Raw genomic sequence first — 22,685 nt, 5'->3', positions numbered from 1 at the left:
ACCTAAGGTCTTACTCGCAATGACGATTTCTCAATTATTGTTTTCTTAAACTAACGCTTATGCGTAAGCAGGGGTCTAGATTCCCGCCTACGCAGGAATGACAATAGTGGGCGAGAATGACAAGGAGAAGCAAGAATGGCAAAAAAACCAGATTTCACTATTTTATTTTTATCAAACAATTTTAAAATTAAATCTTGACTTCTTTATGAAAAAGCTATTTTATCAATTTCGATAGTTTATATTAACTATCTTGTTAAAAAAAATATTAACCAATATTATTAAATAGGAAATAAATTTTTATGTCAAAAACAATACTGATTGATTATTATCGTGATTCAGAAGATCCTGAGTGCTTAAATAGCCAATATTATGATGATGATAAGAACTTTGCAAATTTATCTACTACATTACAATTCCTTCATCTGGCAGAAACTATGGCAGAATACGGCAAAGAAGCCCTAGAAGGAAAACAACTAGAGGCAGCCAAAAATTTTGGATTTGTTACTGACCATTCTAATCCAGATAATTCTAATCCAGATAATAGCTGGGTTACTACTGTTGCTAATGCTTTTTCATCTATTCCTAAAGGACATATCTTCTTTGCTACTTTGTTAGCAACATCACATGCTGCCCATGCATACCGCCATGTTACATTTAATACTCCAGATAACTCTAACGCAGATAATTTTGATACAGAGAATTCTAATGTAGTTCATCATAGGAGTGCTCGGGCTGCAGGAGATATACCAATTAGCAGCTTCGTGGATTTAGACAATGAAAATTGCTTTTTTGTTGGATTGTATAGAAGTAGCTGGAATAGAGGAAGTAAGGATACTATCAATACTAGGTGTAGTGGGGAACCTTGCATACATAGAGAGAATTCCCAATTAACACCATGGGTAGCAAAACATTGGTGGGAATACAATATAGGTCTTGCAGAACCAAAAGCTATCAGTGGGGGGAAAGTACAGATGGATTATACATATGATACCCCTAACTATGGTTGGGGATATGAGATTAAACACGGTTCAGAGGTACTTAGCTGCAATGAACCATTAACCCCGTTTTATTCTCACTATAAGAAATCTACTAATCTTTATCGAAGTAATAAACTTACAGAGGCTATAACAGAGATCGAGCTTGCTCTTAAGGAACAACCGAATAACCAATTGGCTATAAATAGGAATAATTTATTAAGAGAATTAGTAAAAACCACTACTACTGAACCATCTTCTTCCACCTCTGAAGCTTCTAGCACAACAACTTCTACTACGCCGGAAAAAATTACTGAAACCTCTCTTACCTCTTTAATTACAGAAGCTTCTACCCCACCGGAAGAAATTACCGAAGCATTTATTGCCTCTTTAATTACAGAAGCTATAGCAAAAAACACTACTCAGGTAGAATCTTCTACACCAACAGCACCACAAGACCAAACTACCCCTTCCGCTGAAGATCAAGGATGGTTGTGGAACAAAGTAGTTGCACCTATAGCTGAAACAGCTGCAGCGGTAGTTACCACTGCAGTTATTGTATACGCTCTCCATAAACTAAAACAATGTTATAATAAAAATAAAACAAAAGAGGAATTAGACGTAGAACTTAAAAATTGTTATGAGCCGAGTTTATTGAAGCTAGTAGATCAAATCATCCCAATTAATGATAACGATTATACAGATGGGATACAAGATTTATTAGTTCCACTGGCAGGAACTGGAAATTTAGATTCAGATTTAAATTCAGCAGCAGCATAGGTATAAGTCACTAAAAAAACAAAAACCGATACTATATCTACTAAGGCTCTTTATAGCCCCTCGCAATGATCTGGGTAAAACTCCACAACTGTTGAAAGTTAGAAGGTAAAGCGGGTTTTAGATAGGTTTTCTGTCATTGCGAGACCACGCAAGTAGGTCGTGGCAATCCATCTTTGGTTACTTTTATGGATTGCCACGACCTACGGTCTTTCTCGCAATGACGGTTTCTCAATTATTGTTTTCTTAAACTAACGCTTATGCGTAAGCAGGGGTCTAGATTCCCGCCTACGCGGGAATGACAATTTATTTTTTATAAACAACTTTGAATTACCTTGACTTATATACAAAAAACCTATTTTATCAATTTAGATAGTTGATGTTAACTATCTTGTTACAACTAATATCAATTAATATTCTTAAATAGGAAACAAATTTTATGACAAATCCATATATAAATAATTGCAGCTACACTCCTCCCAATCAAAATACTACAAATCAAGAATGGTGGATGAAAGATGCACTTATAACTTTAGGTTCATTCTTTGCGTTAGGTTTTTTTAGTATTTTGGTTTACGGTACTCGTGTTGTTTATAAAAAGTGTTTTGACAAATTGCAGAAAATACAGACAGAAGATACTCAATCTGGTGGAACAAAAGATTCACTAAAAATAGATAAAAAGCCTGCTGAACACATTAATAAAAGCTTTACTAATGACGAGCATCTTAATATAGAATTTTTTACAACAATAAAAACCAATCCATCGGATACAGAGGTGGTAGGAGACACAGCAACAACAACAATAGATATGCCAGAGCAGTAAAAATATTAAACCTCCTGCATAAATCAGAGATAGTTAAATGGAGTTATGCAGGAACTCTAAATAATTAAAGTCGATTCGAATTATTATACACAATAAAATATCTAACACTAAGCTTTTCAAGTAAAAATTTTAACGGTTTTTATTCACTTTTTACAGGAAAAATTGAAATTAAAGCTTGACTTCTAAGAAAAAATTTATTTTAATTTTAATTACACTGTTAAATTAAATATTCAAAATAGGAAACAATTTTTATGAAATTTTTATCTCCTGGTTCTGTTGTAACATCTTTATGTGCTGCAACAGCCGTACTACGTAACGTTGGGACCTTTCCTACTACACAACAAACTAGCCCTAGCCCTTATGATTATGATCTAGGTAATTTCTCTATTAGCTCAGATTACTTTTTGGACAATTCTTCGCAAAACTATGGGGAAGAAGATATCTCTTTAAACACAATTGATGATACTCCTATTAATTTATCTAAGAAGACTTCTACTACAACTAAGGCTCTTACTACAACTAAGGTTTCTACTACAACTAAGAAGCCTCTTACTACAACTGAAAAGGCTTCTACTACAACTGAGACTCTTACTACAACTGGGAAGGCTCCGACTACAACTGAAGATATCCTTACCACAACTGAAAAGGCTTCTACCACAACTGAAAAAGCTTCTACTACAACTGAAAAAGCTTCTACTACAACTGAAAAGGCTTCTACTACAACTGAAAAGGCTTCTACTACAACTGAAAAGGCTTCTACTACAACTGAAAAGGCTTCTACTACAACTGAAAAGGCTTCTACTACAACTGAAAAGGCTTCTACTACAACTGAAAAGGCTTCTACTACAACTGAAAAGGCTTCTACTACAACTGAAAAAGCTTCTACTACAACTGAGGCTCTTACCACAACCGAAAAGGTTTCTACTACAACTGAAGAGACCCTTACTACAACTGAAAAGGCTTCTACTACAACTGAAGAGACCCTTACTACAACTGGGAAGATTCTTATTACAGCAGCTTCTTCATTGATAATCATGACGATTACGGTTGCGTTACACATTCTCAAAAAGTATTTTTATAACTCGCCAGAAGAACAAGTCTTAGATATGAAAGAACTTGATTTTTTCAAAATTAAAGATAATGTTAACAATGAAGATAATACAGTAGACCTTATGGCTAAGACTCCTATAGATGATCATCTAGAGTAAATGTTGTCATTTGAGCAAGTCACTCTTATTATAGACCAAAGAAGTATCTTCACTAATATCAGCGTGACTTGCTTACCATCTTCTATAGTTTATTTACAAGGAGCTAATGGCTGTGGAAAGACTTCATTACTTAGAATTGTTGCTAATATACAAAATCCAACAAGTGGAAATATTTTATATAGCTCATTGAACTGCAAACATTTAAAAAAACCTTATTGTAATTATATTGGACATAATCTTGGGCTAAAATCTCAAATAACTGTATTAGAATATCTAAGATTTTGGTCGATAATTTATGATTCCCTTGAAACATTAGAATCTTCGGTATATTATTTCAAGTTATATAATATTTTGCATGAGAAATGTTACAGGCTCTCTGCTGGCAACCAAAAAAAGGTTGCCTTAGCAAAGCTCATTGCTTGCCAATCAAACTTATGGTTATTGGATGAAGTAGAAGCAAACCTAGATCAAGAGAATAAAGAATTACTATATAACTTGATTATTTCAAAAGCCAATAATGGTGGAATTATTTTGCTTACTTCCCACTCCAATATAGATATTAAGTCAGCCCAAATAATCAATCTTGAGGATTATCTGTTGTTGAACAAATAACTTTTGATATTTCAAGAAATGAGGGTTGACTTTAGTTGTTAAAATATATATATTTTAATATATACTTGATGAATTTCAATGTATATGTTAATAATGTCAAAATTATGAGATTTATAGAGCGTGACAAAAATTATTAGTTCTAAATATAAGGCAAGTCGAAGACTCGGTGTAAGCCTATGGGGCGACAGCAAAGATGCCTTCAATACAAGAAATTACCGTCCTGGTCAACATGGTCAGAATAGTATGGTTAAAACTTCTGATTATGGTGTGCACTTAAAAGCTAAACAAAAGCTTAAATGTCATTATGGTCGGATTAATGAAAAACAATTCAGAAACACCTTTGCTCTTGCACAAAAAATGAAAGGTAATACTGGTGAAAATTTTATAGGTCTATTAGAGAGAAGGCTTGACGCTGTTATCTACAGAATGAATATTGCCCCAACGATTTTTGCTGCAAGACAATTTGTCACCCATGGTCATATTAAGGTAAATGGCAAAAAGGCTGATATCCCAAGCATGCGATTAAAAGAAGGCGATGTCATCGAGCTAAAGGAATCAGCAAAACAAATTCCTGTAATACTCGAAACAGCTAGCAAACAAGAAAATACTGTACCAGGTTATTTAACTTTTGATGCTCATTCATTGTCTGGTAAGTTCGTCAGAATTCCAGTAATTTCTGATGTTCCATATCCTTTTGAGCCAGAAGTACATTTAGTAATTGAACTTTATTCAAGATAGTAAATCCAAAAGCTGATTAGAAATGGATTAGCACGCTCACATATGTTCTTTTGCAATGAAGTCATTGCAAAACCAGTAATGATCGAAGCAATCTATTTCTAATTACTTCCCTGGATTGCTTCGTCGGCTAATGCCTTCTCGCAATGACTTTTTTACCATGTCATTCCCGCGTAGGCAGAAATCTAAACCCCTGCTTACGCAGGGGTAACACAAAAACGGATTGCTTCGTCGGTTTGGCGCCCCCCTAGCAATGACGATTTTTTAATTATTGTTTTCTTAAATTGACGCTTATGGGAGACATAGCGTATGTTCACTATTTGTTAATAATCACAATTCCTCGCCTTTTTCAATCGGCTCTATTCCATATAGTGACACCATTCGCTCAAGGACTCTCCCAACGGTAGGAGCAGCAGTCCAGCCGGCAGTAGCAAAACCAAAGGACTCCTTTGTTCCTTTTGGCTCATCAAACATTATAAAAATAACATATTGTGGATTAGAAGCTGGTAATACACCTAAAAATGATGACATTCTGCTATTCTTAAGATACCTTCTTTTGCCATGCCCATCTGCCGTTAATTTCTCAGCCGTACCAGTCTTCCCACCAACAAGATATCCTTTTACATCAGCTCTACGTCCGGTGCCTTCTTTTACCACAAAACGAAATAATTCACTCATTTGCTTAGAGGTTTTTTCACTAAAAACCTTTGTGCCAACAAGAGGTTCATCTTGTCTTTTGATTAGAGTCAAATCATATAATGTCCCACCATTCACTACCGGCAATACTGCTTGTATAAAGTGTAAAGGACTAATTGAAATACCATAACCATATGACATTACAACACTCGTTAAATCACTCCATCTCTTATCGGATGGAAACAAAGGGGTGCCTCTCTCTGGCAATTCAATTTTAAGCTGATCTAGTAACCCTAATCTTTTTAAGTATTTTTTGAAATCATTTTTGCCAACTTCTAACATAATTTGGCTAACCCCAATATTTGATGAATGCAGAAAAATTTCTGGAACACTATGCCACCCATGCCTTGGGTGATAATCTTTTACATTAAACGCCCCTACCTTCATATAGCTAATATCATAAGCATCGTTCATTGCTATAGCATCAGTATCAAAACCTACAGCCATAGTTAAGGTTTTAAATACCGACCCCATCTCATAAATACCAAGACTTGCCATATTAAATAACTCTTCTGGCTTTGCACTACTCGGATAATGTGGATTGAAATCAGGTTTACTAATCAGAGCTAGAATTTCACCATTATTAGGATTGGCAATTATCCCTACCGCTCCTATTGCACTAAATTCCTTTAATGTCTTATCTATTTCTTCATTTAGGATATTCTGTAATCTTACATCTATAGATAATTCAAGTGGTTTTTTAAGCTGTTCTGGCTGTGCTAAGTCAAAATCTGAATTAGTTAAAAATTTGTCATAACTCCTTTCCAGCCCAGCAAGACCAGCCAAATCCCTACCCACATATCCTATAACATGTGATAATAAATTGGAGAAAGTATATATCCTCTTTTGTTCTTGTTCAAAACTAAAGCCTGGCATTGCCAAATTTAACACCGCCTCTTGCTCTTTTGGCAATAAATCCCTTTTTACCCATACAAAACTTTTATTACCCTTTAGTTCTGCAAGTAATTTCGTTTTATCAATCTCAGGCAAGATTTTAGATAATCTTTCTAAAGATTGCTCTGGGTTGATTACTTTTTGTGGATTAACAAATAATGAGGAAGAGGGTAAGTTAACTGCTAATAAATTACCATTGCGGTCTACTATCTCTTTTCTAAAGTTACTACTCTTTACTTGATATTCTGGCTTAACATAACCATTAGTCGCAACGATTATTAAGCGGTATGACAACCCACAAAAAAACACAGCAAAACAAAAGCTAACTATGAATAATCTGATTTTGGTATTGTCAGCACAAATATCCCATAAAATAATATTACTAAAACTTCTTTTCATTTTAGTTATAGTATTTTTTATCAATGCTAATAAAACTATATTATTACTCATAACCTACTCGCGTCATTGCGATGAACCACGAAACTCGAACAAAGCAATCCATTCCTAATCACTTTCCTGGATTGCTTCGTCGGTACTAAAGTACCTCCTCGCAATGACCAGTGGGTAAGAAGTCCTTCCGTCATTGCGAGACCATGAAATGGTCGTGGCAATCCACACTCATTAGATTGCCTCATCGGCTTACGCCTCCTTACAATGGCGTATTCATAGGCAAAAAGAGTACCTTTCATCGAATATACTCTGATTTTTTAGTTGAAACAGTTTTTATGTATTTACTATTAGCAGTTGTTTTATAACGCCACTTAACATTGGTTTTATTAAAATATGAACCACTCACTTCATGAGACTTGGCATATTTCTTACTTTCAGGCATTAAAGGATCACTAATCATTTGCTTAACTTTAACAGTATCTAATTGTAAATAAAGTGATGATAATTTTCTTAGTCTAGCTGGAGAAGTAAGGTATGATTGTTCGACTTTTAACACGTGAATTCTATTACTCTCATCAATCAGTTGTTTTGAAACCTCTCCAAGCTGATAATGTAAGATAATAACCTTATCTTTTACTCTAAATAACCCATAAATGGAAAAAATTATAGTACAGACAGCTATATAACTAAATATTCTAACCGCCATATGTAGCACCCTCTATTTTCTGTCCAGCCCTTAACTTTGCAGACCTTGCTCTTGGATTAAGTGCAATTTCTCTAGACGATGGACATAATGGCTTCTTTGTAATAATCTTAAGCCATTCCTTAGAATTTTCTTTAGTAAAAACCTTTGCCGCATATTTAGACCTGGCAACTAACTTAGCAGAATTTGCTTTAAAAAAATTCTTAACAATTCGGTCTTCTAATGAGTGAAATGAGACAATTACTAGGCGACCATTTGCTGATAGAATATTTTTGCTATTACTTAGAAATCTTTCTAATTGACCCAATTCATCATTAATGTAAATGCGAATTGCTTGAAAACTCTTGGTAGCAGTATCTATCTTACCTTTTCGAAAGCCTATACTACTACGAACAATATGAGCAAACCTGGCTGTATTGGTAATAGGCTCTAACCTCCTATGTTCTACAATTCTTTTAGCGATTCTTCGAGAATAAGACTCATCGCCATATTTATAAATCACATCAGCTATTTCTTGTTCATCAGCATTATTTATAAAATCTGCAGCACTCTGCCCTACTCCACTCATTCTCATATCGAGTGGACCATCATGAGTAAAGGAAAATCCCCTATCGCCAGAATCAATCTGCATAGAAGAAACCCCTAAATCCATAACTATGCCGTCAAATTTCAATGAACCTAATTCTGAAAAGCTTTCAGCAAACCCTGTTTGAATAAATCTCACTCTACCAGGATAATCTTTTATCAACTGATTGGCGTAAGTTATAACATTTGGATCACGATCAATTGCCACTAATTGACAATTACAAGAATCGAGTATCATTCGACTATAACCACCAAAACCAAAAGTGCAATCCAGATAAATTCCACCATCTTTAGGACACAAGACTTCCTTAACTTCATTTAACATAACAGCTGTATGAGAGGACTCTTGTATCATATTTCCTTATTAATATTCTTAAGAGTTAAACGGTTATTTTGAGCAATTTGCCGAGCTGAAGAAAGATAGGTCTCAAAATTTTGCGGCTGCCAAATTTCAAAGACTAATCCCTTTCCTACAAAACAAACCTGTTCTGATATGTCAGAATGCTCTATTAAAGATTTAGGCAAAATCACCCTACCTTCACCATCAAACGCAAGTTGGATAGCCTCGCCAAGAATGATTGTTTCAAAAGCATCTCGTTCCTCAGAATATGGGTCTAAGGTTTGAATCATTTGGCTTAACTCCTCAAGCCTCTTTAAACTACACGCTTCAATACACTTATTTCTAAAAGACGGATAGACAATAACCCCATTAAATGACTGGCTAGACAAAGCTGCTCTATAGCTAGCAGGTACCGAAACCCTACCTTTCTTATCAAGATTATTTATATATTTTGACAAAAAAATATTCATTTACCTATTTACCTTCCAATAATTGGTAGTGTCATCCCTGCTTGCCTTAGTGCCACGCCTGCTTCAGTGCGGGGTCTAGATTCCCGCCTACGCGGGAATGAAAGACATTATCCGATTAAATACAAATCAAATTAGCCATATAACCATACCCTGTATAAATTATTCCATAATTAGATTTGGTCATATTTGGGATAATTTGGGATTATATGGAATTTTTAGGATATTGTACTATAATTATAGAGTCAAGAAGGTTTTAAATAGTTTGTAAGAAATTTATGAATTTTTATTAATTGTGACTTATTTAATGTGTATATATAGTCAATTCAGGGGAATTGGACACAACTGTTGAAAGTTAGAAGGTGGAGCGGATTTTAGATAGCTTTTTCGCTATTAGCGAGACCACGCAAGTAGGTCGTGGCAATCCATTTTTAGTTAATTTTGTGGATTGCTTCGTCGACCTACGGTCTTCCTCGCTAATAGACGTTGACCACATATGACTTTAAACTACCTGGTCTAAAACTGCTTCCTCTTCCAACTTTCAACAGTTGTGGGGAATTGGGTAGCAGGAACGATGGAGCGACGCCTATAATTAATAGGCAAGCATTGAGCGACAAAGTCACCAACTTCCCATCAATTTACTATAAAAGTTGCGTAGCCTATTTATGCAGTCCTTTGGTAGTCGAATATTCAAAATGTAAGGCTTTACCTTCAAATACCCTACTATAGGCATGATGTAAACTACTGGCTGCTTCTGCAAAACCACTAAGAATTAATTTTAATTTTGCTGGATAACTAGCAATATCACCAATTGCATAGATACCTGGAATATTTGTTTCAAAATAACCAGGCTCGACAATTATATGATTTGTTTTAACATGTAATCCCCAATTTTTTATCGGACCAAGTTCTTGGGTAAGTCCAAAAAATGGCAGTAATATATTTGCCGGTAAGGTACGAATATTTCCTTCGAAATCCTTTACTCCAACGGCTTCTAAGATGCCATCTTTTCCTACTAAATGGTCTAGTTGATAATTAATTACCAACTCAATTTTACCATTATCGGCTAATTCTTTGAGTTGCCTTATAGTTTCAGGAGCTGCTCGAAATTTCTCACGCCGATGTACTAAATATATTTTTTTAGCAATTTCGCAGAGTGATATTGCCCAATCTACAGCCGAATCTCCGCCACCAGCTATGACGATTTCTTGGTTAGCCAAACTATTGCGGTTATTGATAAAATAAAATACTGATTTTCCTTCAAATGCTTCTATACCAACTAGTGGAGGTCTGTTAGGTCCAAAAGAACCACAGCCAGCAGCAATAATAATAACTTTAGCAGCTATTGTGACATTTTTAGAAGTGGTGATTTGGAAATAGTCATCTGCTTTTTTCAATTGTATAACTTGCTGATTGAGATGATAAACCGGATTAAACGGATTAGCTTGTAATGCCAATTGTTCTATCAACTGTTCTGCCATAATTTTAGGGTAGGCTGGTATGTCATATATCGGCTTTTCTGGATATAGTATGCTACATTGCCCGCCTATTATTTCCTGTGAGTCAACAACATGGCAACGCATACCAAGCATCCCAGCTTGGAAAATAGCAAATAACCCAACTGGTCCTGCTCCAATTATTATAATATCAGTATTGTGCATAAAATAAAATTTTATAAATAAAAAATCGTAAAACTCTTAGTGATACCAGGATATTATAGTTAATTCAGGAGAATTTGGGGCTAGGAACGATGGAGCGACGCCTATAAGTAATAGGCGAGCGACGAGTGACAACGTCCCCAACTTCTCATCAATTGACTATATGTTAGAATGGACAAATAATCAACTAATAACGCTAAAATTTGAAATTGTGTCCTTTTGATAAATGTTTTATATATATTTTCTCATCTTACGCATGGCGTTTAAAAGTCACATAGAAAATAGCTTGGTGTCATTGCGAGAAAGACCGTATATCCATAAGTTATCATTCCCGCGTAGGTGACTATCTAAGTCAAACAACGTTAACAGAATCTGTTGAATCTGAATGAACTATTAGGCTTATATTACCTAATAACGATGCATTTTGAGAAATTTGCTCTTGTAAGGCGGGGGGTTGTAAGAGTGCTTCTATTTCTTCTATAATCCCTCCTAATTGCTGCTGCATTTCTTTTAACTTTTGCACAATAGGCGGTAGTTTTTTGTCTAGCGACTGTGTTTGCATTGCAGAGGAAATGGAAGGGGTATTTTTTTTCATTAACCATAGCCATACACTATCTTCTTTTGCCTGATCTACTTGTTCATTCTGATAGGGTAATGTTTCTACAGTTTTTAATATATTTCTATGTAATAGCTTCATTACATCTTGTTGTAGACCAAGCCCTATCTTTTTGTTTCCGGACAAGTCAAGGCTCAATATACGGTCGTTATTTTCTAAAGCTTGTATTAAACATTTTGTACCTTTATTGCTTATCTTGTTATGATGTAAATAGATTCTATCTATAAATTTATTGCCTTCTAATAGTTTGGCTATTAACATAGCGCCTTTATCACCTATTTCGTTGCAATCTAAATTTATACATTTTACAGTATTGTTTTCCAATAAGGCTTGTACCAGTAACCCAATTTGCTTATTGCCTATCTTATTCTTATACAAATCTATCTTCTCAATATTTTCTCCTGCTTTTAGAGCTTTGATAACTCTATTGAGTTCTGTAGTGGATTTGCCCATAAAATTTACCTTATAAAAATTTAACAAATGTACGATACATTTTATATAAGACAATATTTTGTTTTACGTGTAAAGTATTTTTTGAAAATTAATAATGACATCAATTGACTATAATATTTTTTTTGCTAATATGCTTAGTGCTTCTTAGTAAATATGCTAGAATGATAAAATTAAAGTAACTTATTAAATTTTATGTTCCAAACATTAACTCAAAATCTAACAAAAATCTTTGATCGTATCAAAAGAAGCGGCACTTTATCTGAAGCCCAAATAAACGATACTATGCGTGATATTAGGATTGCCCTTCTTGAAGCAGATGTGGCACTACCGGTAGTTAAGGACTTTATTGCTGAAGTAAAGTTAAAAGCTATGGGGCAGGAGGTGATAAAATCAGTCTCTCCAGGGCAGATGATAGTAAAAATTATCCATAATGAGTTAATTAATATATTATCCTCTTCTCCAGAGGAGAGTGTATTACAACTTAAATCTGCCCCTCCGGTAAATATTTTGATGGTTGGGCTGCAAGGAAGTGGGAAGACTACTGCCAGTGCTAAATTAGCACTTAGGCTAAAAAATCAGAATAAAAAGGTGTTGTTAGTTTCTCTTGATACTTATCGTCCTGCTGCTCAGGAGCAGCTAACCATCCTTGGTAAATCGATAGAGGTAGATAGTTTAACTATTATCCCCAACCATAATCCTATCGATATTACTAAAAGAGCCTTGCACGAATCAAAATTAGCCGCCTATGATGTCGTTATTTATGATACGGCAGGTAGGTTGCAAATCGATGATCAAATGATGCAAGAAGCGGTAAATATAAAAAATTTAGTAAAGCCAAAGGAAATAATTCTGGTGGTTGATGCAATGACAGGGCAAGATTCAGTACTTATAGCTAGCAATTTTGACCAACAACTAGGAATTACCGGGGTGATTTTATCTCGTATTGATGGTGATGCTAAAGGTGGAGCGGCTTTGAGTATTAAGCATGTTACCAATAAGCCTATTAAGTTCCTAAGTACTGGTGAAAAATTGGCAGATTTAGAGTTATTTGATCCAGAACGTATCGCCTCGAGAATATTAGATATGGGAGATATTATTTCCTTTGTTGAAAAAGCAAGTAGCCTAATAGATCAGGAAGAGGCGGAAAAAGCAGCTGCTAGACTAAAAAAAGGTAAATTTGACTTGGAAGATTACCTAACGCAAATGAGGAGTATAAAAAAACTAGGTGGATTGAGCAGTATGATAAATATGTTACCTGGCATTAATAAAATTATCGATAAGGTCGATCAATCGAAATTAAGTAGCAAATTAATAGACCACCAAGAAGCAATAATTTTGTCAATGACCAAAAAAGAACGAAGAAAACCAGATTTGCTGAATGCCTCACGTCGAAAGCGTATTGCTGAAGGCTCAGGAACATCAGTTCAGAAAGTCAATAATCTATTGAAACAATTTAAGCAAATAAGTGGTTTTATGAAAAAGGCAAGCAATATGAACCCCAAAAGCCTAATGCGTAGTGGTCTAGGTAATTTATTTAAACCATAATTCTGTATTACAATTATAGTTTAGATGTGAGCGTTCACAATTTTTTTGCTATTTTTTTGTGATGAATAAAAAAATCTGATCGCCAAGCGTCACTGCGAGGAGTCCGTAAGGTCGACGAAGCAAGCCATTTCTAATCACTTCTCTGGATTGCTTCGTCGGTCTAGCGACCTCCTCGCAATGACATATAAATAAAGTAGAAAAATCGTCATTGCGAGCTACCGTAGGTGGCGTAGCAATCCATTTTTGGTTAGTTTTATGATTGCTTCGTCGACCTACGCTCTCCTCGCAATGACATCTTATACTTTAACCTTTTTTCCGTGAACACTCACATTTAATCTACAACTGTAGTACTAGACAAACCTTAGCGATTTAACCATATGAAAGCAACATTATATATTTTAAGTGCATTTGGACTTGGGGCAATAAAAGCTAGTATAGTAAAATCTCTTGATAGCAGTACTCCTGTTTCTTTAGTGGTATTTTCCCAATTTTTTCTTTGTACTATCTATTTTTTACCAAAAGTTATAAAGTCTCATGGTAGATTAATAGTGTCGCAACATTATTGGGCATTAATTAGCAGGGGATTATTAGGTACAGCATATTGGTATTGTGTGTTTTTATCAGCAAATTACTTGTCTCTTTTCAATGTCAGTATACTTACAAATCTTTCTCCACTTTGGGTGTTACTAATAACTGGCATTTTTATTGATAAATCTATTAACAAAGAACTATTATTTTTAGCGATAATTGGCTTTATTGGGTGCTTATTAATATTAAAACCATCAAGAGAAATTATAAATTTGGGAGCAATTTTTGGATTATTTAGTGGAATATTTATGGCACTAACTCTCATATCAACAAAAAGTTTGTTGAAAATAGAGAATTCAGATAGAGTATTAATATATTATTTTGGGATAGCTTCTCTTAGTATGTTACCTTTTTTAATGAATTTTGCTATAACACAAGTATCTTCAAAGGATTGGATCATGCTATCAATCAATGCTCTGTTGATGCTTTTACACCAAATATTATTAAATAAAGGATTAAAAATTGGTTTAGTTACTGAAATAAGTATTTTAGCTTATAGCAGTGTTTTGTTCTCTTTAATTTTAACAATAGTTATTTGGCAAGAAATACCAGATATTTTCTCAATTGTTGGAGCAATAATAATAATCTCAAGTGGAATATATATAGCCAGGAAACAAAAATCACAATCAGAAAGCAAAGCAAAATTTTAGGAACATATTTAAAATATAAATTATCTCCATCTCATCAATTGACTATAGTTCTGTAATTTCTTAGGGACGACATAAGAAGTAATTTGCCATTCCCACCCACTATTGTCATATATGGACGAGTGAATTTGTCAACAAAGAAAATAAAAAAATAGAGCCACAAAGGAAGCGGTTTTAGATAGCTTTTCTGTCATTGCGAGACCACGTAGTGGTCGTGGCAATCCATTTTTGGTTACTTTTATGGATTGCTTCGTCGACCTACGGTCTTTCTCGCAATGACGTTGACCACATACGACTTTTAAACTATCCGGTCTAAAACCGCTTCCTCTTCTAACTTTCAACAGTTGTACTAGACCCCACACCGAAGCAGGGATGACATAAAATTGACTATAATTTTTCTATTTATCTCTCATCTTTACAGCGTATCTATAGCCAAATGAGCAACTATAGTCAATTGATGAGAAGTTGGGGACATTGTCGCTTGCCTATTACTTATAGGCGTCGCTCCATCGTTCCTAGCCCCAAATTCTCTTGAATTGACTATATATTTCCAGATTATATTACAAAAAATCTATTGTATTTTAATGTTACGGAACAAAATATATTACATAAAAGTTGCTAAATATTAAAATATCAGTATTATTTTACCTAATATAGTGAATTAACTTGAATTGGCAACGTTATAAATCCGATTAGTATTTAGCCTCAGCATCATTACGAGAAGCCACTTTAGTGGCAACAAAGCAACCCAAAAAAACGATTAAAATGTATTGCTTCGTAGGCTCACGCCTCCTCGCTAATAGACAGCCCGATGGGTGCTTATTTGGCACTAATTCAGGTTAATTGACTACAGCATTTTCAACAATTTGTAATATAAATAAAGGAGAAAAAGTAATGAGTAAAAAAGTTACATACAATAATAATACACCTCTTAATGAAGCTCAAAAGCAGGACTTGCAGGAAATTCTTAGTACAGAGCTTCCTCCTGGCTTTTTTGAAAAAAACCCAGAATTTAGGGTAGAGCCTATAGATGGTGGGCGTTTTAATTCTCCTACAGGAACAGTAGGATTGGTTTTGGGGGGTTTTGTTGCTGCTTTTAACAGTTTGCTTAATGGTATTTCATCAGCAAATAATCCCAATGCTGTATCCAAGATAGGTCACCAATCTACTTTGCCTAACAATATTCTCCATTTAGTTGCTTACGCTGCTAATAACCCATTATCCAAAGAACAAAGTTCTAAATTACCCCAAAAGGTAAAACGTTCAGCAGATTCAGCAAAAAATGACCATGTAACAAAAAGTTCAGTAGATTCAGCAGAAGATGACCACGTAGCAGAAGGAAACGAGCTGTTTATTCACTCTCCTAAGTTAAATATACAAAATATTAGCAAAAAAATTACAGAGAATCCAGCTGTTACTAAATTATTTGTGAACCGTACCCCCATAAAGTATACAAACCTAACATCTCTTAAAAAAATGCTTGAAAAAAACCCTCAAATTACTGATACCAAACCACCATCTAATTAACAATATAACTGCTCGATATCCTTTTAAGTTATACTAGTAATATTATTGGTTTGATGCTAAATTGGTATGAGTTGCATTTTGAGAGTAACGGTATGGGAAACCAAGGAGCAATAGAACTTATAAACGCTCTTGAGGGTACTAATATTAAAAAATTAGGGATACTATATAATGAAATAACATCTGAAGGAGCATCAGAGATTGGGAAAGCAGTTGCAGGTACTAAGATTACTCACCTTTCTTTACATGGAAACCTCTTAAAAGGAGAGGGAACACTACATTTGTTGGACGCATTAGCAGGGACTAATGTTAATACACTGAATCTAGACTTCAACTGGATAAAGGGCGAAGAGATAATAAAAGATATATTACCATATCTTAAAAAATGCTCTAACATTAATGAACTGACGCTATATCATAACTATATAGAGGATTATCTATTAAAAAAAATCTTCTATGCAGTAAAAGAGAATAGAGAAAATATTGATAACAAATCTACTACTACAGAGAGGGGCTTTACTATTACAGAAAAAGATTCTACTCATACTAATGTTACAGAAAAAAATTCTACTCATACTAATGAAGAGCCTATTCCTGAGAGCCACACTGCTTCTAAGGTAGAAACAACGCCACTACTAAAAGCTTTATTGGGAACATTTGTCGGTATTTGCGTTACTGGCTTTGTTGGTTTTGCAGCTATTATGGCATGTCTTTGTACTGAAGATGATAACGATACAACTACGACAGATATGCCAAATGATATACCTCAAGGCAGGGTGATTGTTTACACGAGAAAACCTTTAGAAGCATGCCAACAAACCTTAGGAAATGAAGAGCAAAATAAATATAATCCTATATATGGTACGCCTTCAGCAACAACAAAGCCATTACCAGCAACTCCGCCTATTAAAGATGCAGTTGCAGTTGTAGTTGAAGACGAATATGACCAGTGCGGTGTATATGTGATAGAGGCAGAACCTTGTAATGGGGTGACCATAGAGATGGGGGGGAATACAACTAATGAACCACCATACTTAGATATGACAACAGCGATAGGACTCCACCCAGAGATAGAGTCATATTGCTAGTTGTCTCATCAGGAAGTTGTAACCTGACGAATGCAATCCAGAGAGTGACCATACATTTATTGCCACGACCTACTTGCGTGATCTCGCAATGACATATGCGTTTATACCCGTCATCACTGCATAAGCATTGGTTTAAGAAAATAATAATTAAAAAACCGTCATTGCGAGAAGACCGTAGGTCGACGAAGCAATCCACAAAAGTTATTAGGAATGGATTGCCACGCCACCTACGGTGGCTCGCAATGACGAATTATTTTCTTAAGTTTAAAAAAATAAAGTAGAAAAGTTGTCTATTAGTGAGCCACCGTAGGTGGCATGGCAATCCTTTCTAATCGCTTTTCTGGATTGCTTCGTCGACCTTACGGTCTCCTCGCAATGACGCTTGGTGATCAGGTTTTTTTATTCATCACAAAAAAATCGTGAATGCTCACATCTAAACTACAACTGTAGTATTAGATTCCCGCCTACGCGGGAATGATGGTATGGACGAGTGAAGCGAAATATGCTTTACTTGTACGGAGTCAGCTGAAAAATAGTTTTCAGCTGCTCCAAATTAAATAATAATTTAATTAATAGGTCCATACCATGATAAATAATAGCATAAAAAATACTATAATAGGAATAGATTTAGCAAAAAATAGTATGCACTTGATGCAAGTCGATCAAAATGGCAAAAAAATAGGTTACCAAAAAGTTACAAGAGATGAGTTAATAGCCTATTTAAGCAATCTCGATAAAAGTTCATTGGTAGCTATGGAAGCATGTGGAGGAGCTAATTATTGGTCACAGGAAATTGCTAAGCTTGGTTTGCAAGTCAAACTAATGAAAAAAAAAGATGTAAAAGTTTATGCTACATCGAAACAGAAAAATGATTATAACGATGCGTTAGCAATATGCAAAGCGGCTCGTGATCCAGAATTAAAAACTGTGCTACTAAAAAGCAAGGAGGAACAAGATATAAAATTCTTGCATAAAATTAGAAGTAATACGATCAGAGATCGTGTGCAAAAAACTAATTCTACAATATCAAGTTTATGTGAATATGGCTATAATACAAAATTAAGTAAAAATAAATTTTGCAAATCATGTAGGCTGGAGGTAGAGTTAGCGTATAGTAAAGGTTATATAAATTCTGGGATAAGGTCAATTTTACTTTTAGAATGTAAAGAAATTGAGGATTTATATGACAAAGAAAAAACTTTAGAAAAGCTGATTATCAGCAATAATAAGCAAAGTGAGAAAGCTACTAGGTTGCAGACAATTTTTGGCATTGGAGCAATCAATGCTAGTTGTTTGAGTGTAGCCCCAATGGAAAGTTATCCAACCCCGAGGGATTTTGCTGCTTCGCTTGGTTTGGTACCAAAACAACATAGCTCAGGAGATAAGATAGTTTTAGGAGGGATTACCAAACAAGGAGATAGATATGCCAGAACTATGTTGATTCAAGCCGCAAGGACAATAGCAATAAGAGCAAAAAGTGATAAGGAATCAAAAGATAAACTAGTGCAGTGGGCAGTGAAGAAATTTGCTGAAAATAAATCATATAATATTATATGTGTTGGTTTAGCAAATAAGTTAGCAAGGATTGCTTATGCAGTAGTCACCAATGGTAGCGAATATGTTGCAAATTAGTTTAGTTGGAAAAAAAGAAGAAACTATGTCAACTAAATAAAAATTGGTAATTGATAAATATTGTGAGTAAAGAATAGTAACAATAAAGAGAACGAAAGTTAAAGAGTTAATGAATAAGTATTCTGAATAAAATCCGTAATTATGTCGAGGCTCTAGAAGCCGTGGGAATGAGAGGTCACTCAAGGATATTTATAAGAATGCAGAAACCATTATGGCACTTGATGCCGAATATATGACCGCTTCCTTTGTGGCTCTATTTTTTTATTTTCTTTGTTGACAAATTCACTCGTCCATATATGACAAATTTTGATTATCGAGTAATAGACAGCTTTTCTACTTTATTTTCTTAAACTAACGCTTATGCGTCATCGCGAGCCACGAAGTGGCGTGGCGATCCAACAACCACTATGTAGTATCGCAATGACCTATGTTAGCTATATTTACCTCATATTTAGTGTTAAAAAATAAGGCACATGATCAGAAGGTTGAAGCCATCCCCTAGCTTCTGATAAGGAGCTGACCGATAACATCTTATCTTGTAAGTTACAACTAGTCCAAATATGATCTAGTCTACGTCCCCGGTTAGATTTTTGCCAGTCTATGTTTCTATAACTCCACCAAGTATAAAATTTTTGATCATACGGCACGAAATGACGGCTACTATCGATAAAACCTAGGGAAGATTGTAACTCCAACAAGGTTGACCGCTCTATATCTGTGTGGCTAACAACATTCCGCAATTGACGACTCGACCATACGTCATGCTCATATGGTGCGATATTTAAGTCTCCGGTTATGATCATCTTACTATTTTTACTACGATTATAGGTCAACCATTGTTGTACTAATTCTAAATATGCCAATTTATGTTTAAATTTCTCATTGATCTTTACATCAGCTATATCTCCACCAGCTGGTACATAAAAATTATGGATTTCTATACCCAGAACTTCAACTGCTACATGCCTTTTATCACTATTATATAATTCAAGGGAGAATCTATTAGTAATAGGAATTTTCGATAAAATTGCTACTCCATTATAAGATTTTTGCCCTGAATAATATATATGATTATAACCCATATCATTAATAGCTTGATGAGGAAATAACTCATTAACTGTTTTGGTCTCTTGGAGAGATATAATATCAGGCTGATGTTGATCAATTAGCTTCTTAAGCAAATCAAGTCGCAAACGTAGAGAGTTAATATTCCAAGTTACTATTTTCATTTACATAATCTTTCCGATATTTCTATTACTAATCATTTCTGGATTGCTTCGTCGGCTTACGCCGCCTCGCAATGACGTTATCTGTTATTGCGAGACCACATAGTGGTCGTGGCAATCCATTTGGATTGCTTCAATGCTATTAAAGTAGCTTCTCGCAATGACGCCAAGCTATTTTCTATGTAACTTTTAAATACCATGCGTAAGGTGAATTACTAAATGCTTTAAAAACCTAATCACCTTTGCCTCTGGGCTAAGATTTTTAGCCGCCCATTTCTTGATCCATGGTTCTATAAGCTGCCACATATTAATTTCTGGATCGAGCTGTTGTCCCACCCCTTCAACTACTACTATAGTTTTCTGTAATAATAGCAATTGTGGTTGCACCTCCATACCAAAATCTTCAGTAATTTTAAATAATTGGGCAAGTAACTTACCTATAGAAATATTTTTGACAGCATATCCTATAATCGGTTCGCTCACTGCTCTACAGGCTTGGGCAAAAAGATCAAGATCGGTATTTTTATCTATATAACCAACTCGAAGATGGACAAGTGCTACTAGCTTATAGTTTTTACTTAAAAAACCAAATAGGCTCTCAGCAATTGCCATTCTATCTTTATCAGGTAATCTACCCATAATACCAAAATCTAGTAACACTATGCTACCATCTGACCTAACTAGAATATTGCCAGGGTGCAAATCTGCATGAAAGAAACCATCTCTATATACTTGATTAAAAAACATTATAGCAAATTTTTGAGCTATTTTAGCTGGATCTAAGCCCTGTTCTATCAGCTTATCTCGAGCATAAATTGATGTTCCATCTACCCATTCTGTGGTTATTATATATTCATGCGTCAGTTGCCAATAAATTTTAGGAATATATATATCAACATCATTTTGGAAATTGTCAAACAATTCTGAGGCGGCAGCTGCCTCTAAACGTAGATCAAGCTCAAACTTCATAGTAGCATTAAATACATCCATTACTGCCACTAATCGTAGTCTTTTTAATTTTGTCGATATTCTTGCTACTAGCCTAGCCAGAATATATAAAAGTTTAATATCCTTATTATATGTGTGATGAATTTCAGGGCGTAATATTTTTACCGCAACCAACTCACCTGATTTCAGCCTAGCTTTGTGTACTTGAGAAATCGAAGCCGCCGCAACTGGTATATCCTCAAAGGCGGAAAATAACTCATCGGCACTTTGTCCAAAAGACTCCTCAATAATTTGTCGTGCGATATCGCTACTAAAAGGCGGCAACTTATCTTGTAGAGATTGCAAGTAGTTAGTAATTTTAACTCCGATGAGATCTGGTCTGGTGGAAAGAGTTTGCCCAAATTTTATATAAACAGGTCCTAATTTTTTAAAACAATCAGTTAACCTCATACCAAAATCGTCTTTTGGTAGTTTAAATAAACCAATCGGATAAACTATTATGGTTATCATCCAACCAAGAATTCTTAACCTAGATGGTAATTTTATGGTACCTGGATAAGTCAGAATTTGCTGCTTGCTTACCACTCTTAATATATGCAAAAAATTCAATAATAAGCTAATCATTTATAACCACTATGAATAGCAGCGATTCCTAAGTGAAGATTCTTATAACTAACATCGCTAAATCCAGCATCCTTTAACATAATTGCAAAATTCTCCTGATCTGGGAATAAACTAATACTTTCTACTAAATATTGATAAGCTGCTTCGTTGTTTGCTACAATTTTACCAATCTTAGGAATAATATTAAACGAATAAAACTGGTATAATTGCTTCAGCCCCTCATATTGCATTTTAGAGAATTCTAAACATAGAAATTTGCCCTTAGGCTTTAGTACGCGATAAGCTTCTTTTAGGGCATTGTCAATTTTTGACACATTTCTAATACCAAATGCTATAGTATAGCAATCGAAACTATTATCAGGAAAAGGTAATTTTTCCGCATCAGCTACGACATACTCTAATCCATGTAATATGTTACTATCAACAGCTTTATTACGAGCTATCGTCAGCATGTCTAAATTTATATCACACAAAGTGACTTGGGGTAATATATTTTGTTCCTTAGCTCGCTTTATTATCCTAAAAGCTATATCACCGGTGCCACTTGCAACGTCCAATATATTTGATGCTAAATTAGGAATTTGTCTAACAAATTGATCTTTCCATAGACGATGTATCCCTAAACTCATTAAGTCATTCATTACATCATATTCATTAGCAACGCTAGAAAAAATATCTCTAACCATATCTCTTTTCTGCTCAAAGGACACTTTGGAAAAACCGAAATTTACTTGACCAGGGAAGTCGTTATTATTATCCATATATTTCTACGAGTTTATATTGCAAATCATTATTTAGTCAATTCAGGAGAATTTGGGGCTAGAAACGATGGAGCGACGCCTATAAGTAATAGGCGAGCATTGAGCAACGACGTCACCAAATTCTCATCAATTGACTATAGTACCCTACAATTTTTATTCTATAAGTATTAA

Annotated in this window: 20 protein-coding genes; 11 read left to right on the top strand and 9 right to left on the bottom strand. The window is 34.8% G+C overall.

All coding sequences use genetic code 11. From position 1 onward, the window contains the following. Positions 1-299: 299 nt before the first annotated feature. The 5 genes from ACQH1V_RS05885 to rpsD all read left to right on the top strand — a co-directional run bounded on the left by ACQH1V_RS05885 (position 300) and on the right by rpsD (position 5,132). A complete protein-coding gene (locus tag ACQH1V_RS05885) occupies positions 300-1,754 on the top strand; it encodes a hypothetical protein (protein WP_425360163.1) in 1,455 nt (484 codons plus the stop codon). Between the two features lie 436 nt (positions 1,755-2,190). Further along, a complete protein-coding gene (locus ACQH1V_RS05880; RefSeq protein ID WP_425360162.1) occupies positions 2,191-2,574 on the top strand; it encodes a hypothetical protein in 384 nt (127 codons plus the stop codon). Positions 2,575-2,825: 251 nt separating this feature from the next. Next, entirely contained in the window at positions 2,826-3,782 is a 957-nt protein-coding gene (locus ACQH1V_RS05875; RefSeq protein ID WP_425360161.1) for a hypothetical protein, read from the top strand. Beyond that, on the top strand, positions 3,783-4,394 hold the full coding sequence (ccmA, locus tag ACQH1V_RS05870; protein ID WP_425360160.1) for a heme ABC exporter ATP-binding protein CcmA: 612 nt from the start codon (positions 3,783-3,785) through the stop codon (positions 4,392-4,394). A gap of 120 nt (positions 4,395-4,514) precedes the next feature. Continuing rightward, positions 4,515-5,132: a 30S ribosomal protein S4 gene (rpsD, locus tag ACQH1V_RS05865; RefSeq protein ID WP_094649724.1), complete on the top strand. Its 618-nt coding sequence runs from the start codon at positions 4,515-4,517 to the stop codon at positions 5,130-5,132. Positions 5,133-5,459: 327 nt separating this feature from the next. Here rpsD and ACQH1V_RS05860 read toward each other — a convergent pair whose 3' ends face one another. The 6 genes from ACQH1V_RS05860 to ACQH1V_RS05835 all read right to left on the bottom strand — a co-directional run bounded on the left by ACQH1V_RS05860 (position 5,460) and on the right by ACQH1V_RS05835 (position 11,931). After that, positions 5,460-7,118 (bottom strand): peptidoglycan D,D-transpeptidase FtsI family protein, encoded by a 1,659-nt coding sequence (locus ACQH1V_RS05860; protein ID WP_341749410.1) that lies wholly within the window; start codon positions 7,116-7,118, stop codon positions 5,460-5,462. 286 nt (positions 7,119-7,404) lie between these two features. Beyond that, a complete protein-coding gene (gene ftsL, locus ACQH1V_RS05855; protein ID WP_425360159.1) occupies positions 7,405-7,815 on the bottom strand; it encodes a cell division protein FtsL in 411 nt (136 codons plus the stop codon). Next, the gene (gene rsmH, locus ACQH1V_RS05850) at positions 7,805-8,752 is read right to left on the bottom strand and encodes a 16S rRNA (cytosine(1402)-N(4))-methyltransferase RsmH (protein ID WP_341749038.1); all 948 of its coding nucleotides are present in this window, start codon (positions 8,750-8,752) and stop codon (positions 7,805-7,807) included. The genes ftsL and rsmH overlap by 11 nt, the downstream gene beginning before the upstream one ends. Further along, positions 8,749-9,207, bottom strand: coding sequence for a division/cell wall cluster transcriptional repressor MraZ (gene mraZ / locus ACQH1V_RS05845; protein ID WP_094649792.1), 459 nt, complete (start codon positions 9,205-9,207; stop codon positions 8,749-8,751). The genes rsmH and mraZ overlap by 4 nt, the downstream gene beginning before the upstream one ends. A gap of 656 nt (positions 9,208-9,863) precedes the next feature. Beyond that, a complete protein-coding gene (locus tag ACQH1V_RS05840) occupies positions 9,864-10,865 on the bottom strand; it encodes an NAD(P)/FAD-dependent oxidoreductase (RefSeq protein ID WP_425360158.1) in 1,002 nt (333 codons plus the stop codon). A gap of 349 nt (positions 10,866-11,214) precedes the next feature. Further along, positions 11,215-11,931 (bottom strand): hypothetical protein, encoded by a 717-nt coding sequence (locus tag ACQH1V_RS05835; RefSeq protein ID WP_425360157.1) that lies wholly within the window; start codon positions 11,929-11,931, stop codon positions 11,215-11,217. 192 nt (positions 11,932-12,123) lie between these two features. On the opposite strand from ACQH1V_RS05835, the gene ffh reads away from it, so the two are divergent. The 5 genes from ffh to ACQH1V_RS05810 all read left to right on the top strand — a co-directional run bounded on the left by ffh (position 12,124) and on the right by ACQH1V_RS05810 (position 18,955). Further along, positions 12,124-13,476, top strand: coding sequence for a signal recognition particle protein (gene ffh / locus ACQH1V_RS05830; protein ID WP_425360156.1), 1,353 nt, complete (start codon positions 12,124-12,126; stop codon positions 13,474-13,476). Positions 13,477-13,853: 377 nt separating this feature from the next. Continuing rightward, positions 13,854-14,714: a DMT family transporter gene (locus tag ACQH1V_RS05825; protein ID WP_425360155.1), complete on the top strand. Its 861-nt coding sequence runs from the start codon at positions 13,854-13,856 to the stop codon at positions 14,712-14,714. Between the two features lie 891 nt (positions 14,715-15,605). Next, positions 15,606-16,238 (top strand): hypothetical protein, encoded by a 633-nt coding sequence (locus ACQH1V_RS05820; RefSeq protein ID WP_425360154.1) that lies wholly within the window; start codon positions 15,606-15,608, stop codon positions 16,236-16,238. A 53-nt stretch (positions 16,239-16,291) separates the two neighbouring features. Beyond that, positions 16,292-17,323: a hypothetical protein gene (locus ACQH1V_RS05815; RefSeq protein WP_425360153.1), complete on the top strand. Its 1,032-nt coding sequence runs from the start codon at positions 16,292-16,294 to the stop codon at positions 17,321-17,323. 585 nt (positions 17,324-17,908) lie between these two features. Then, the gene (locus tag ACQH1V_RS05810; RefSeq protein ID WP_425360152.1) at positions 17,909-18,955 is read left to right on the top strand and encodes an IS110 family transposase; all 1,047 of its coding nucleotides are present in this window, start codon (positions 17,909-17,911) and stop codon (positions 18,953-18,955) included. A 440-nt stretch (positions 18,956-19,395) separates the two neighbouring features. Here ACQH1V_RS05810 and xth read toward each other — a convergent pair whose 3' ends face one another. From xth to ubiE, 3 genes are all read right to left on the bottom strand, one after another. After that, entirely contained in the window at positions 19,396-20,184 is a 789-nt protein-coding gene (gene xth / locus ACQH1V_RS05805) for an exodeoxyribonuclease III (RefSeq protein WP_341749045.1), read from the bottom strand. A 186-nt stretch (positions 20,185-20,370) separates the two neighbouring features. Then, on the bottom strand, positions 20,371-21,753 hold the full coding sequence (gene ubiB, locus ACQH1V_RS05800; protein WP_425360151.1) for a 2-polyprenylphenol 6-hydroxylase: 1,383 nt from the start codon (positions 21,751-21,753) through the stop codon (positions 20,371-20,373). Next, complete coding sequence (gene ubiE / locus ACQH1V_RS05795) at positions 21,750-22,514, bottom strand: bifunctional demethylmenaquinone methyltransferase/2-methoxy-6-polyprenyl-1,4-benzoquinol methylase UbiE (protein ID WP_425360150.1); 765 nt, start codon at positions 22,512-22,514, stop codon at positions 21,750-21,752. Before ubiE ends, ubiB begins: the two co-directional genes overlap by 4 nt. Here ubiE and ACQH1V_RS05790 point away from each other — a divergent pair. Beyond that, positions 22,485-22,685 carry a palindromic element RPE2 domain-containing protein gene (locus ACQH1V_RS05790; protein WP_157905692.1) on the top strand — a complete coding sequence of 67 codons (201 nt, stop codon included), beginning with the start codon at positions 22,485-22,487 and terminating at the stop codon, positions 22,683-22,685. The genes ubiE and ACQH1V_RS05790 overlap by 30 nt on opposite strands.

This window comes from Candidatus Tisiphia endosymbiont of Ceraclea dissimilis (genome assembly GCF_964030735.1).
In the GTDB taxonomy this organism is placed as follows: domain Bacteria; phylum Pseudomonadota; class Alphaproteobacteria; order Rickettsiales; family Rickettsiaceae; genus Tisiphia.
The sequence above is the reverse complement of the archived record's forward strand: the minus strand, read 5'-3'. Positions and strand labels throughout refer to the sequence as shown.